This window comes from Microvirga sp. VF16 (assembly GCF_016864375.1).
Taxonomy (GTDB): Bacteria; Pseudomonadota; Alphaproteobacteria; order Rhizobiales; family Beijerinckiaceae; genus Microvirga.
The window spans coordinates 449046-463813 of record NZ_CP069356.1 but is presented as its reverse complement, the minus strand read 5'-3'; the positions used below and the strand labels follow the sequence as shown (position 1 = coordinate 463813).

Sequence of the window (14768 nt, the reverse complement as noted above, 5' to 3'; positions counted from 1 at the left end):
AAAGCGTCTATGAAGGATTGTGCGCTCCTTCCAAACCAAAGTATAGTGTATCTAATCTCAATCGACTGTCATTCTTTCCGCAAGGACAATCGAGCTATGACAGTGGGACGTGCTACCTTCACATCATTCTTTACTTGAACTTCGTCGTCGTTGAGCGGCCGTTAGGCGAATTGGCAGAGACTTCTATAGGTGTGATCAAAGGGGAACTACACTGACCACCGTACTAGAAACGGTGCCACACGGGATTGGCAGAGCATAGCCTGCCTAGCAGGGCGCTCATATCCGCATCGGGAAGCAGAGACGGGCTACGCAAAATGCGACTGTAGGGCGTCCATGGTTCTCAGGTAAGCAGTCGATACAAAGTGATTTCACACGGAGTACTGGGCGGTCTGCACACCGGCGCGATAACTGCTTGGTGCAGCGTCCAGTTATTGAGCGGTAATTTCATCCCAACGCGAAAAGCATTCATCAGTTTGGAGAACCGCATGTCCCGGCGCAGTGCAACGCATCCAGTTGGCCTACTCTCATCTGATCTCTGCCCCGATGAAATTGAGCAAAAGATAATCCGTGCTTATGTTAAGCTTGTGTTTAGTGCCAGAGATGCGACTGGATCTCGAACGACTCTAGTTGCACGGTTCGGCTCTCTTGATGTACGCCTAACCGAGTTTCCTCAAGAAAGTCTCTCAGATGGCCGGCCGCTGTTCTGGCTAGAGATCTACTCTCATGCGACCCGCTCAACGGTCGACAGTTGTGGCTGCTCTGAATTTGATGAGTCCGAGTTAGCTACTGCCGTAAACCTTGTGTTGAAGGCAAAGCAACGTCACGAGGTCTATCATTAAGTGGTCGGGACGAACTCAACCTGTCAGTCAGGTATAGGGATTCAGTGTCGCACTACGTCGTCCGAAGAGGAAGTCGGGACGGTCCCACGACGCGCATTGGCGAATACATTTTGACTGTATATTTTGACGTGAGGAACGTTTTGGATGAGTTTGGGAAGACGTGCTTTCATCAGCGCATATGAGCGCCAAGCCGCCTCTCTACGTGAAACGAGCCGGTTGCCGTGACTCCAAGTCAATACACTATCGACTGTGCTAGATCGGCGCCTGGCCGGGCGGACTGCCCAGCATCATTGCGTCACAGATTTCAATGCGGTGGGTTCCGGGTTTGCCGGAAGTCAATGCCTGTATTTACGGTGTGTCGTGGACTATGAAACGGCTGTTTCGCTCCTCAATCCGCCAACACTTACTGGCATTCAACATTGCTCTCATACTCCCTGTTCTAGTGTTTGCAGCTGTGCTTGTCTGGTGGTTCACCGAGGCCGAAAGCCGCTGCTATGAACGCGATGCGCGTGACGCAGCGCAGCGGATCATCATTGCCGTCGACCGTGAGCTTACGGAGGTGCTTGCGACGGCTCAAGCACTTGCTGCAGCAGCGTCCTTCGACAGCGAGTACGAAGCTTTCCATCGGCGAACTCATACTATTTTGCGCTCAATGCTTCCTGAGGAATCCGCGATCTACGCTCTTGTCGTCAGAGACACCACCGGTCAACAAGTAGTGAATACCCGCCTTCCCTGGGATACATCTCTTCCGAAGGACGTGAATCTTCGGATCGACCAAGAGGTGATCAACACAAAGAGCCCCTTCATTCAGGACTTGTTCGTTAGTCAAATCTCTGGGGACTTCGTTGTAGATGTGCGGGTGCCGGTGCTGAAGGACGGTCAGGTCACTCATGTCCTCTCCGTTGTCTTGGAACCGAAGCGCTTTACCAAATTACTTCAAACGCAAAGCATTCCAGCCGACTGTATGGTCGCCCTGGTCGATCGCGCTGATCGGATTATCGCCCACTCTTGGCAGTATGACGACTTTGTCGGCAGGCTCGCCACGGAAGACCTGCATAACAATGCGATTGCAGATGAAGGTGCCTGGGAAGGGGAGATTCAGGAGGGCTCCACAGTCTTGGCAGCCTATACTCGATCCAGACTATCGGGCTGGAGAGCGGTCGTCGGGGTAAGAAGCGAGGTTACCGAACAGCCGCTGAAGAGATCTTTGTGGGCCGCTGCGACACTAGGTCTAGCACTTACTGGCCTCTCCTGCCTGTTTGCGTTGGGATTCGGGCAGCGTATTACCGCTCCCATTCAAGCGCTCGCCGATCAGGCGCGGATGCTTGGAGTAGGTGCACCAGTGGTGCCGCTGGATACCGGCTTGTACGAGGTCGACAATGTTAGCCGTGCACTCTCGGCGGCATCCTCGAAGCTGCGACAGCGGGAGGCGTCTTTGCGCCAAAGCGAAGGTCGCCTATGGGCGACGCAAGAAAACGCAGCTGTCGGGATTGCCGAGGTGGATCGAGAGGGGCGCTTTGTCTACGTGAATGAGGCGCGGTGCAAATTGACTGGTCACACCCGGGAGGAGCTGCTGGGGTTGCACTTTACCCATGCGAATATTGGCGCTGAGCTGGAGGCCGATCGCGACTTATTCTTCCGACACATCGCGGGTAAGCTTGATGTCTATACCATCGAAAAACGGCACGTCCGCAAAGACGGAGCAAAGGGATGGACCCGCGTATCAAGCAGCGCGGTACGGGATGACTCAGGCCACTTTCTCTATGCGGTTCGGATCGTGGAGGACATCACCGAGCGTAAGCGAGCCGAGGAGCGCCAAAAATTCCTTGTCGATGAACTGAACCACCGAGTAAAGAACACGCTCGCCACCGTCCAGTCGCTTGCCTGGCAATCGCTCCGCCAAGGGTTGCCTCCGGAAATCGCCCGTGATCGGTTTGAGGCTCGTCTACTGGCATTGTCCCGCGCTCATAACCTTCTCAATGAGACCGGTTGGGAGGCAGCCTCACTGTGCAAGATCCTCAATGCCGAGCTTGGAGCCTTTGGGATTCAACAGCAGTATACCTTAACTGGGTCGGACGTGGATTTGCCTCCGAGAGCGGCCGTCGCTCTCGCTATGGCATTTCATGAACTTGCGACAAATGCTCTCAAGCATGGTGCTTTATCGGTGCCAACTGGGCGCATTTTGGTAGAGTGGAGGTCCGAGATTGACGACGGCGGAACGATACTTGACATTACTTGGCTGGAAGTGAGCGGCCCCAGAGTTGGAGAGCCGACCGTCGCTGGCTTTGGCACGCGCCTGCTTAAACGGACCGTCCAGCGGGAATTGGCGGGAAGCCTCGACATGCAGTATCGGCCTGAGGGTCTGGCCTGCCAAATGCGCCTCTTGCTCGGGGGGCTTACGAATGCTGCTGCTGAGGCGACAGGGCACAGCCAGCCTAACCCAGGAGCGACGGAGCACTCGCATAGCTGAGGGATGAACCCCTCCAATCACCCCACTGCTCCCATCGCCGCTCCCGGCTGAGGTAGCTATGCCGTCCAGTTGTAGACCTGCGTTCCCTTGAGCCTGCGGATGGCCGAGGAGATGCTTGCGGTCCGGGCATCCTGGTCAGCCACGAGACGGTGTGGCAATGCACGCTGAAGTTCGGCCAGAGCTTCGCCAATCAAATCCGGCAGCGTCTTCCAGCGGCTGGAGACAAGCGGCACCGGATGAGGTGGTAATCAGTATCTCTGGCCGGAGATCCAGAAACGGATTGGCACGGTCGTGGGGGAGGTCAAGATGCGCCCAGACATTGCGGGACTGGCGAAAGCGATCGGATGCTTGATGGCGCAGACAAAGGCCAGCACAGAGGAAGCACCAATCCCGGCACGCTCATCAGAAGGTGGCATTCTGCATGTCGTGATGAACGGAGCCCCAGGGCGGCTCCCTTGGTTGCCGCCATCTCCTCCCTCAACGTTCATGCCAGGGTACCGTTTACTCAGAAAATCATATCTTGGCCCAGCGCCGAGCCCTCGGCTCTGACATTCGAGCTCAGGTTCTATCGAAGTCAGCTCAGGCCACCACCTTCAACCAAGAACCTAAGCGTCCATATATTTTCGCCTGCCTCATCAGTGACGTGCAACCGCCACTCCGTGCCGTTCCAGAACTTTTTACCAGCGTCCCTGAGGAGTTCGCCTGCAACGATTATTGCATAGGCGCGGGCTTCCTCTCGATTGGCAAGGACAGTGCCGTGCTCGTCGTTAAGTTCTTCGTTATCGAAGATGTGGAAGAAATATCGACGCATTCTACGGTTCCTCACATCCAGCTAGGAACGAGCCCACCTAATCTGATCAATCTCACATTTCTGAGGCGGGACGCTGCGGAGCGATCAAGCTACGGTGCCTGATCATCCGCGCCCTCTTTCTAAATCTTAGATTTGCCTAAATCTTAGATTTGCCCGCGGGTGGAAACGCCTGTGCTTTGGAGTGGAGTATTCGTCGTTCTTGAATAATATCATTGCTCGATTAACAGTGTTATATGCGCATATGGCATGTTTTCCATCTTTGCCCGTCCGAATCCTCAGATCATGTCTAGAAAATGTCGCGATTAACATTGAAATTTCTTCGATGAATATCTTTCTGCGACCTCGAATTATTATATCTCGATGACATGCCTCAATTAGCTTTGTGGAAACTGTAGTCAGAAGAAGGGATTAGATATCTATACTTTGGTTTGTGTATATTGCACTGTTGCACGAACCTCGACGGTATAATCCAAAAGGTCCTGATAGGACTCCCCCCTTTAACAAGCCGGTTCTGAGATACTGCGTCGGTCTGGGACTATGAGGGGGCGGGAAGCCTCTGGCCCGCCTCAGGATTGAAGAGAGCACTGTTTCTAAGCGTAGCGCAGGCGACATTCGGAAGACGGTCGGCACACCGCGCAGGGCGCGTGGGTGAGAACGACGGCGTTCGCGCGGCTAAGCATACCAGGTTCAGCTCACCGCATCATGTTGAATGAGAACTCGCGACCAATGGTATATATCAGTGCTCCTCCGATGGGCAGGTACTCACAATACACGAGCGAGACCGATGTTGCTGCCCTCGCTAGGCAACCGACCGACTCAGGAGCCGGTGTAACCTGCGCGGTCAAGAATGTCCGGTCCCGCCTTACTTATGCTATGCGCCCCCGTCCAGGTATCTTATTATTCTAGCAAGTCTCCGGCGTCGGCACAGAAGACGCACCGGTCGTGCGAGTACCAAGGACCCAAGGCCAATGTCAGTCCCTGCTCCGGGCCTAACTTTGCGGTGGTTTGCTCGTCCGCTGATCCTGGCGGTCGCGGTGTTTCTAACGCTGTTTGGCGCAACTGGGTTTCTCCGCCTCCAATATTGGCACGAGCGGCAAGCGGCAGATCTCTCGCTCGAGCATAGCCGCCAAGTGCTCGATACGCTCGATCGGCTGCGGACGATCATCGCCAACCCGGAGGCCGAAAGGCGCGGGTATCTGCTGACCCTTGACCCGGCATATCTCAAGGCTTACGAGGTCTCTGATGACAGCGTCCGACGGGAGGCTCAGGCACTCCAGGCTCTGGTAGCGAACGATCCATTGCAGAATCTTCGCGCCGAACATTTGGCGCCGACTGTTTTAGCAACGCTGCACGAGATCGACGATATCGTCAAGACGCCCCATGTATCCGGGCTGGTGGCGCTTGCGATGATCCGCAATATGGACGAGATCCGATCACAAGTCGATCAGATGGCGGATCACGAGCGCTTCCTGCTCGCGGATTGGAAGACGCGCGCCACCACACTCGAACAACACAAGACCTGGCTCATCGCTGCGGCCGCCGTCAGTGTCACTGTCTTAGCAGGGACGGCGCTGGCGCTCGCACGGCTCGAAGCGAGACGGCGGCGGAAAGCGACCGAGGAGAACGTCCGACTCCACAGCGATCTTGAAAGACGCGAAAAGAAGATCCGGCGCCTAGTCGACGCTAACATCATCGGGATCGTGATATGGGATCTCGAAGGCCGAATCCTTGAGGCCAATGACGCCTTTCTCCGCATCATCGGCTACGACCGTGAAGACCTCGTCGCGGGTCGCATCCGCTGGACGGACCTGACGCCCCTAGAATGGCGCGAGCGTGACGTCCGGCTGACGCAAGAGGTGAAGAGAACTGGCAGCCTGCAACCGTATGAGAAGGTTTACTTCCGCAAGGACGGCAGCCGCGTGCCTGTGCTAATCGGCGCGGCAACCTTCGAAGAAGGCGCCAACCAAGGTGTCGCTTTCGTGCTCGATCTGACTGAGCGCAAGCGGGCGGAAGAGGAACTGCAGCGCAGCGAGGCCTACCTAGCGGAGGCGGAATCGCTGAGCAAAAGTGGCAGTTGGGCATGGAACCCCGCCACGAAGGCGATCATCTACTGGTCGCAGGAACGCTACCGCTTGTTTGGCTTCGATCCGAAAGCAGGTATCCCGTCCTTCGAAGCGCTTCTCCAGCGGATTCATCCGGAGGATCGGGGAAAGTGGCTGGCAAACACGGAAACCGCAATTCGTATCAGGGGCGATTCCGAAACCGATTTCCGAATCGTCCTCCCGGACGGCGAGATCAAGCACCTGCACGGTATCGGCCATCCCGTTTTCAGCGAGCCCGGCGACCTGCTTGAGATCATCGGGGCGGCGATGGACGTTACCGAGCGCAAGCAGGCGGAAGAGGCGCTGCGGGCGAGCGAGGAGCGCTTTCGCACCCTCGTGCAATTCTCCTTCGATGTGTACTGGGAGACAGACGCGCAGCATCGCTTCATCCGCCAGGAGTTCGCCGAAGACCTTGCCGACGCGCCGGCACCGGGCTCCGAGATCGGGAAGACGCGCTGGGAAGTACCCTACGTGGAGCCTGATGAAGAAGGCTGGCGGAAACACCGGGAGACGCTCGACGCGCATCTGCCGTTTCGTGATTTCGAGCTCGCGCGGCCTACGCCCGACGGCGGCAAGCGCTACGTGTCCGTCTCGGGGCTGCCGGTATTTGACCAGACGGGGCGCTTTATCGGCTACCGCGGCGTCGGGCGGCATATCACCGAGCGCAAGCAGGCGGAGGAAGCGCTCCGCGAGAGCGAGGAGAAGTGGAAGGCGGTCTTCGAAAGCAACCCAACCATGTACTTCATGGTGGACGCGGCTGGGACCACCCTCTCGGTGAACGCCTTTGGGGCGGAGCAGCTCGGTTACACCCCCGACGAATTGGTCGGGAGCCCGGTACTGAACGTGTTCCATGAGCCTGACCGCGAAGCCGTCCAGAGGCTGGTCGCCCGCTGCTTCGCTCAACCCAACCGGGCGATGAGCTGGGAGGCCCGCAAGGTGCGCAAGGACGGCACGGTGCTTTGGGTGCGTGAAACCGCCCGGTCCGTGCTGTTGAAGAACTGCCCGGTCATCCTGGTCGCGTGTGAGGACATTACTGAGCGCAAGCGCGCCGAGGAGGCGCTGCAGAAGGCGCAGGCGGAGTTGGCGCATGTCACGCGCGTGACGACGATTGGCGAGCTTACCTCCTCGATCGCGCACGAGGTCAACCAGCCGCTGGCCGCCATTGTCACCAATGCCAACGCGGCCCTGCGTTGGCTCGCCAGCCAGCCGCCCAATCTCGCCGAGGTGCGCGCGACGCTGGAGCGAATCGTTCAGGACGGGCACCGGGCCGGCGCGGTGATCGGGCGCGCGCGCGCCCTCTTCCGGAAGACGGCCACCATCACGACGCGGGTGGATCTGAACGAGCTGATCCGGGATACGGTGGCCCTCGTCCAGGGCGAGGTGCGCCGCCATCGGATCCTGCTGCGGACCGAGCTGGCGCCTGACCTCCCGCCCGTGGCAGGCGACAGGGTGCAGTTGCAGCAGGTGATCCTGAATCTGGTACTGAACGGCCTCGAGGCGATGAAGGAGGGGGCGGAGCGGCCGCGCGAGCTGCTGATCCGGTCCCGGCTGGATGAAACCGGGGCCGTGCTGGTCGCCGTGCACGACACCGGCGTCGGGCTAGACCCGCAGAATATGGAGCGGGTGTTCGAGGCGTTTTACACGACGAAGCTGGACGGCCTGGGCATGGGTCTGGCGATCTGCCGCTCGATCATCGAGGCGCATGGCGGCCAACTGTGGGCATCTGCGAGCGAGCCGTGGGGGGCCGTGTTTCAGTTCACCCTGCCGGCAGACCAGGACAAGACCGCTTCCGCTGAGCAGGGGAGCATGAGGAAGTGCGGGGCAGTTTGGTAACGGGCTGACGGTACTAGGCTCTCAACCGGACGAAACAAGATGGCGGGACACTCTCATTTGCCAAGGCGCGCCCATTCCGATCCGGAGACACCTATTCTTCCAATGCACCGTAGATCTGAGTTCTGTCGCAAACACGAAGTATAGTCCATTTCAGCACCATTTTTGCGTAACGCGGTCGCGTTAGCATTTTACAACACCCGGCCCTAGCGGATTAGCTATTTTAGGCAAATAAAATGCGAGTTTGCGACAGCCGTTCAGCATATCCTCATGCTGCTGACCCAGGCCGGTTCTTCTGGGCAGCCTTAGGACTTGACATAGGACGTCTCAAACGTCAGAAAACTTGTCTCAACTGAATTGAGCTCTGGGCTTCACCGCTACCGGGCGCTTTCTTTTTCAGCTTCCCTCGCAATTTAACTCCATGGGCATCATCGATAAATGCGCCAACAAGCTGCGCAGCCTCGCTGATGAAGCGCGCCCTCTGCCACCGCCCAACTGGCGACACCCCAATGTGTTTCATGAGGCCCGCAAGGAGTTGGCGCTGCAGATGCTGAACCTTGGGAACGTGGTGATGGACAACATCACCATCGCTCTGCCGCCAGCACGATCCTTCGTTCAGGAGAAGCCGATCATTTCGCCTTCGGGCGACGTAATCCCCTTCCCATGGCCAATCAAACAGCACTCAAAGTTTTCGCTCGTAACAATTTCCGCCTCCCTCGAGGGTCTTGTAATGCGACTTCAGAGCATCCTTCGAACTCTTGGATCATGGGCGCTCATTTAGAGCGAGGATTATCCACGCCAAAGTTCCAACGGCAGTCGCGATTAGTACCACGTAATATGCCAGTTCAAAGATGTCATTCCGCTTCCAATTCACGCCGACCCACCCACAGTGGAACCATAATTGACACAGGTTCGAGTCATCCAAGTTCGACAAGAATGGGCTTGCATCATGGGCCCAAAGAGAAACAAGTGCAGGCAGCTCGAGCGGTTCCTACAGCGATCGAACTGCCTGCTTCGCCTAGAAGAGGGAAGGACTTCTGGCGATCGTTCGGGGAACAGTCGTTCGCGTCCAAGAGCGATTCTTCCCCGAACCGATGTGGATAGAAGCGGGAACTTAGAGAGGTTGTCGATCAGACGAGACGGTGATCGATTCAAACCAAAGTGTTATTGGTCGAGCGAGCTGACTAGTGCCACACTTCAAGAGTGCTGGGTCTAATGCCTAAGCCCCTCGGTTGTCGAGCACGGTAGAGAATCCTGACGTAGGCGCAGCCCGGAGCACAAAGGGAAAGCCTGTCGAGGTGAAGTCCGCAATCGGAAGCGGGATTGATAGCTCACAATAAATGCCGCTCCCATAGGTTCTGTTGCAGCTTTGAAGCTTCCCCCTGCCCGGGCTATGACGTGAGGGCATTGTGAGAGGCTCGTGGTGAAGTACAACAAGAAGAATCCGTTCAAGGGTCGGCATTTCACGTCGGAGATTATCCTGTGGGCGGCCCATTGGTACCTGCAATTTCCGATCAGGTATCGTGATCTTGAGCGCATGCTGGCTGATCGCAGCGTCCAAGTGGACCACATGACCTTATCCCGGTGGCCTCAGGCATATGCACCCAAAATCGACAAGCGCATCCGTCCGCATCTTCGACCCACGAATGGCTCCTGGCGGATGGATGAGACTTTGAGTGAAGGGAGAATGGGTGTATCTGTACCGCGTCGCAGATGCGATGGGACAGACAATCGACTTCGTGCTTGCGGATTCCGACGAAGTCGGCCAGTTGTTCCGATGCGATGTCGGCCATGCATTCCGACCTGAAGTCGGCCACCTGAGGATAGTCCCCGGGTCCTTGTGTTGCAACGTGAGTGACGCTTGCGCGAAGGTCAAGCCGCCCCATCGAGCGCGGGTCTTGGCTCTCGCCCGCCAAACTCAGGCGATAGGTGTTGTGGACAACCCGGTCGAGAATGGCATCCGCCAGCGTCGGAATGCCGATCATCTCGTACCACTTCTCCACCGGCACCTGGCTGGTGATCAGTAGCGAGCCGGAATCGTACCGGTCCTCGACGATCTCCATCAGATCCCGCTGCTGTTCAGGGCTGAGCGGCTCGGGACCCCAATCGTCCAGCACCAGCAACTTCGCCCGCGCCAGCGTCCGCAGCAGACGGGCATGGCGGCCTTCCGTGCGCGCCAGGGCGAGAGCCGCAAATAGCCGCGGCACACGATGGTAGAGCACTGACAGATCCTCCCGGCACGCCCGGTGCCCAAGCGCGCAGGCGAGCCAGCTCTTGCCCACGCCGCACGGGCCAGTGATCAGCAGGTTGCGCCTCTCGCGGATCCAGTCGCACGACGACAGCTTGAGGAACAACGCCCGGTCGAGAGAGCGCGGGGCGCAGAAGTCGACATCCTCCACGCTGGCGGGATGGCGCAGCCGGGCGGCGCGGGCGCGGGTCTCGAAGCGCTTCTGCTGCCGCAGTGTCACCTCATGATCCAGGATCAGGCCGAGCCATTCGGCATGGCCCAGCGCCGGTGCCTCAGGATTGTCGCTGAGCGCCTTGAAGCCCTTGGCCATGCCATGCAGGCCGAGTTCGTGCAGCAATTCGAGAGTGGGATGGGTCAACATGCTTGTCGTCTCCTTCAGTGGAAGTAGCCCGGTCCGCGAATGTTGCGGTGGGTGATGGCAGGACGCTCGGGGGAAGCAGGCTCGGGGCTCGCGCGGGCATCGAGCAGAGAGACGATGCCCTTGTAGGAGAAGGCCCTGAGCGCCAGGGCTTTGGCCGATGCAGCCTCGACCCGCTCCTTGGAAAGACCACGCATGTGGCGCAGCACGCCGGTGCAGGTGCGATATCCCTGCTCGGGATGGCGGCGGGAAGCCAGGATGGCGCCGATCAGCATCTCGGTGTTGGGGCCGATCGAAGCGGCCCAGGAGCGGAGGCGCTCGGGTGACCAGGAGGCATAATGCCGATGCGAGGCCGGCATGTGCTCGGGCTTGGTGCCATGCGCCTGTCCGCCATAGCGGCGGCTGTGGGCGGCCACCCGCTCGCCCTTGTGGAAGGCCTCGAGGGTCCGCTGCGTCAGGCGCACGTCGACCTGCTCGCCGATGAGGCCGAACGGCACGGAATAGAAGAAGCCGTCCACCTCGATGTGATAGTCGAGCCCGACGGGGGCGAACTGCCATTGCGCGAACTCATAGTCTTCCGCCGGCAGGGCCGCGAGGGTTGGTCTCTCCACCGTCTCGAAGAGTTCGCGCCGGCTGATGCCGAGGCGGCCCAGGGGCGCGGTGTTCATGCGCTCCACTGCTCCCGCGATGGCGGCATTGGCCTCGGCGAGCGAGAAGAAGGTGCGGTTGCGCAGGCGCCCGAGAATGTAGAACTGGGCAAAGCGCACGCCCACCTCCACCTTGCTCTTCTTTCAAGTCCAGGACTGCAGTTCGTGCTGACACTCAAGCGCGTATAGAGTTCGAGGTCACGCACCCGTTCCATCCGTGGCGCGGCCAGCGCTTCGTGCTGTCGACCCGCAAGCAGAACTGGGGTGAGGACCGCGTCATGTTCTACGACGCGGAGGGACGGCTTCGTTCGCTGCTTGCGTCATGGACGGACGTCGCCGGACCCGATGTTTTCATTCAGGTCGCGGCCGGCAGGTCGTTTGTGCGTCCCGATGATCTGGCAACCTTGGCGGCGTTGATCGCGCAAATCGAGCGCAGCCATGGCGGCTGACCGCGTGTCAGGCAATTTATGCCGCATATGTCAAGCTAATTATGCCGCTGCATGCAGACGTTGCCGTCGGCCCTGGCCTCTGGTTTGCGTTAATTTCCGGCATTCGTTCCGTATGGTAGCAGCCTTCATTAGATTGACACGTTCTCTGCTAAGGCGTAATTTGGCTTACATAGAGGGAAGAGGCTATACCATGCCCAACGAGACCAAACGCGATCGACTGCGCCATCTCGGAGCACTCAACCCTCGTCCCGAAGCTGTCCGCGCACCCTGGTTTCGTGAGTCCAGCTTCTTCGATCCTCTCGATCTCGTGCAGGTGAAGTACGAGATGCTGCGTTACGTCCAGGAGGACGGCGTCACCAAGGCCGATGCCGCCGCGCTTTTCGGTCTGTCGCGGCCAACCTACTATCAGGCCGAGGCCGCGTTCGAACGCGAGGGCATCACCGGCCTGCTGCCACGCCCCCGGGGACCAAAGTCAGCCCACAAGCTCACCGCCGAGGTTATGCAGCTCATCGAGCAGAACCAGCACGCGGGGGCCCCGTTGCAGGCACGATCCCTGGCGCAACTGCTGCATTCGACGCTCGGTATCAGTGTCCATCCCCGCAGCATCGAGCGCGCGATCGCCCGTAAAAAAAAACGGTGAGACCCATGCGCGCATCCCGACACTGCCGCACGGCTGCAAGGATTGCTATGAGACGCTGCGCGCCGCCGTCTTGTGCGGTCAGGCCTGCGTCAAGGACATGGGCGCCATCGTTTTTCATGGCTTTTGGCAAGGGCTGGCGGTGCTGATCGCGGCTCCTCAGCCTCCCCCGCCGATCCATCGGCGGCCGGAACCACCGCCCACGGCTTCGGCGGCAGTGCACGATCGCCAGCTCGTGCATATGCTCGCCAACATGGTGCTGGCAGCAGAGACGCGAGGCAATCATGTCTACTGATATTGCCATGAAGGTTGGCGCCGACCATCTGCGGCGTGATGCGTTCCTCTACGTGCGTCAGTCCTCTCTTCGTCAGGTGTTCGAGAACACCGAGAGCACCAAGCGGCAATACGCCTTGCGCGATCGCGCCGTGGCGCTAGGCTGGCCCATCGAACGTGTCCATGTCATCGATAGCGACCTGGGTCTCTCCGGCGCGCAGTCGCAGGACCGCGACGGCTTCCAGCACCTGGTGACCGAAGTGGCGATGGGGCATGCAGGGATCGTGCTGGGGCTGGAAGTGTCGCGCCTGGCACGCAACAATGCCGACTGGCACCGTCTCCTTGAGCTGGCTGCCATGTCGCGCACGCTCATCATGGACGAGGACGGCGTCTACGATCCGGCTTATTTCAACGATCGCATGCTGCTCGGGCTGAAGGGCACGATGAGCGAGGCCGAACTGCACATCCTGAAGTCGCGGCTGCAAGGCGGCATTCTCAACAAGGCACGCCGCGGCGAGCTCGAGATGCCGTTGCCGATCGGGTTGGTCTACACCCCTGACGCGCGGGTCGTGCTCGATCCCGACCGGCAGATCCAGGACACGGTGCGGCTCCTGTTCGATACCTTCCGCGAGACCGGCTCAGCCTGCGCTGTCGTGCGCCGCCTGCGGGGTGAGCAGATCCTCTTCCCCCGGCGGATCCGCCGCGGCATCGGCAAGGGCGACGTTCTGTGGAGCGAGATCGACCATTCCCGCGTACTCCAGATTCTGCACAACCCGCGATATGCCGGCGCGTTCGCTTATGGGCGCACGCGCACAGCCTACAATGCCAAGCTCAAGTCCGTGCAGCTGCGCGTGGCGAGATCCGATTGGCAGGTGCTTATACCCGAAGCCCACGAGGGCTACATTCCCTGGGCCGAGTACGAGCGCAATCAGACAGCCCTGGAACAGAACGCCGCCGGCTTTTCACCTGGCCTGCGTGGACGCATGCCTCGCCAAGGCAGCGGTCTGTTGCAGGGACGGCTGCTGTGCGGCCGCTGCGGTGCACGCATGCGGGTCCACTATGAGCCGTTCGAGGGGCGGCTGCGCCCGTATTATGTCTGCAACGAAGCGGTCGTGCGACACGCCGGCAAGCACTGCCAATGGGTGCGCGGCGCTCCGGTCGATGATGCGGTGAGCACGCTCCTGCTGGAGGCGATGGCGCCGGCGGCGATCGATGTCGCGCTCGCCGTGCAGCAGGAGATCACCCAGCGCGTGGAGCAGGCTGCGGCGCTGCGCGGCACGCAGCTGCAACGCGCCCGCTATGAAGCTGAACTGGCCCGCCGGCGCTACCTGAAGGTCGATCCGGACAACCGTCTGGTCGCCGACGCGCTGGAAGCCGACTGGAACGCACGGCTGCGTGACCTCGACGCACTCCAGCGCACGCACGAGCGCCAGAACGAGGCCGACTGTTCGCTGCTGGACGAGCCAGCGCAGGAGCGCATCAGGGCGCTGGCCGCCGATTTCCCGCGCATCTGGAATGACGAGCGCACCGGTGCCGTCGAACGCAAGCGCATGCTCGGCCTTCTCATCGATGACGTGACGCTGCTCGTCGACGAGCAGGTCAACATCCATATCCGTTGGCGCGGCGGGCGCACGCAGAGCCTGTCGGTGGCCAGACCACGGCCTATGTCAGTGATACGCAAGACGCCGGCAAAGGTCGTGGCGTTGATGAACGAGCTGCTGGAGATCGCCAACGACCGGCAGATCGCCGCCCGTCTCAATGAACTCGGGCATCGCAACTGGCGCGGCGAACCCTTCACGCTGAAGAAGGTCATGCTGGTGCGCCGCACCTATGGCTTGAAGAGCCGGTACGAACGGCTGCGGGAGAGCGGCATGATCACCGGCGAAGAAGTAGCCCAGCAGCTCGGCGTGTGCGTCTCGACCGTTCACCAACTCGGGCGGAAGGGCATTCTCAAGCGCCATCGATACGCCACCAACCATCGATACTTGTACGAACCGCCGGGCAACGTCAGACTCGAAAAAGGTGCCGGCAGCCGATATGGTGGTCGTCCGCCCAGATTAATTGTCGCTCAACCACTCCAACAAGGTGCATCGTGATGCCTGCT

Annotated in this window: 8 protein-coding genes and 2 pseudogenes; 7 read left to right on the top strand and 3 right to left on the bottom strand. The window is 59.6% G+C overall.

Annotation, left to right across the window (positions count from 1 at the left end; all coding sequences use genetic code 11):
- Positions 1 to 1164 precede the first annotated feature (1164 nt).
- Positions 1165 to 3309 carry a PAS domain S-box protein gene (locus JO965_RS34475; RefSeq protein ID WP_203446476.1) on the top strand — a complete coding sequence of 715 codons (2145 nt, stop codon included), beginning with the start codon at positions 1165 to 1167 and terminating at the stop codon, positions 3307 to 3309.
- A gap of 84 nt (positions 3310 to 3393) precedes the next feature.
- Positions 3394 to 3577: pseudogene (locus JO965_RS49705) on the top strand (IS6 family transposase); the annotation flags it as partial.
- Between the two features lie 306 nt (positions 3578 to 3883).
- On the opposite strand, the gene JO965_RS34470 reads toward JO965_RS49705, so the two are convergent.
- Complete coding sequence (locus JO965_RS34470; protein WP_203446475.1) at positions 3884 to 4120, bottom strand: hypothetical protein; 237 nt, start codon at positions 4118 to 4120, stop codon at positions 3884 to 3886.
- Between the two features lie 968 nt (positions 4121 to 5088).
- Between JO965_RS34470 and JO965_RS34465 the strand changes: the two genes are divergently transcribed.
- Positions 5089 to 8055 carry a PAS domain S-box protein gene (locus JO965_RS34465; RefSeq protein WP_203446474.1) on the top strand — a complete coding sequence of 989 codons (2967 nt, stop codon included), beginning with the start codon at positions 5089 to 5091 and terminating at the stop codon, positions 8053 to 8055.
- 1883 nt (positions 8056 to 9938) lie between these two features.
- Here the strand turns inward: JO965_RS34465 and istB are convergent.
- Positions 9939 to 10661, bottom strand: a pseudogene (gene istB, locus JO965_RS34460) (IS21-like element helper ATPase IstB); the annotation flags it as partial.
- Positions 10662 to 10675: 14 nt separating this feature from the next.
- Positions 10676 to 11425: a transposase gene (locus JO965_RS34455; RefSeq protein ID WP_203446473.1), complete on the bottom strand. Its 750-nt coding sequence runs from the start codon at positions 11423 to 11425 to the stop codon at positions 10676 to 10678.
- 65 nt (positions 11426 to 11490) lie between these two features.
- Between JO965_RS34455 and JO965_RS34450 the strand changes: the two genes are divergently transcribed.
- The 4 genes from JO965_RS34450 to JO965_RS34440 all read left to right on the top strand — a co-directional run bounded on the left by JO965_RS34450 (position 11491) and on the right by JO965_RS34440 (position 14760).
- Positions 11491 to 11754: a DUF5372 family protein gene (locus JO965_RS34450; protein ID WP_203444175.1), complete on the top strand. Its 264-nt coding sequence runs from the start codon at positions 11491 to 11493 to the stop codon at positions 11752 to 11754.
- Between the two features lie 190 nt (positions 11755 to 11944).
- A complete protein-coding gene (locus tag JO965_RS48430) occupies positions 11945 to 12394 on the top strand; it encodes a helix-turn-helix domain-containing protein (RefSeq protein WP_246776544.1) in 450 nt (149 codons plus the stop codon).
- The gene (locus JO965_RS48425; RefSeq protein WP_246777174.1) at positions 12342 to 12686 is read left to right on the top strand and encodes a hypothetical protein; all 345 of its coding nucleotides are present in this window, start codon (positions 12342 to 12344) and stop codon (positions 12684 to 12686) included. Before JO965_RS48430 ends, JO965_RS48425 begins: the two co-directional genes overlap by 53 nt.
- The gene (locus JO965_RS34440) at positions 12676 to 14760 is read left to right on the top strand and encodes a recombinase family protein (RefSeq protein WP_203439340.1); all 2085 of its coding nucleotides are present in this window, start codon (positions 12676 to 12678) and stop codon (positions 14758 to 14760) included. Before JO965_RS48425 ends, JO965_RS34440 begins: the two co-directional genes overlap by 11 nt.
- The last annotated feature ends 8 nt before the right edge of the window (positions 14761 to 14768 follow it).

Coding starts and splice junctions, on each gene's coding strand:
- JO965_RS34470 (WP_203446475.1), bottom strand. CDS start 4,120: ATGCGTCGATATTTCTTCCACATCTTCGATAACGAAGAACTTAACGAC.
- JO965_RS34465 (WP_203446474.1), top strand. CDS start 5,089: ATGTCAGTCCCTGCTCCGGGCCTAACTTTGCGGTGGTTTGCTCGTCCG.
- JO965_RS48430 (WP_246776544.1), top strand. CDS start 11,945: ATGCCCAACGAGACCAAACGCGATCGACTGCGCCATCTCGGAGCACTC.
- JO965_RS34440 (WP_203439340.1), top strand. CDS start 12,676: ATGTCTACTGATATTGCCATGAAGGTTGGCGCCGACCATCTGCGGCGT.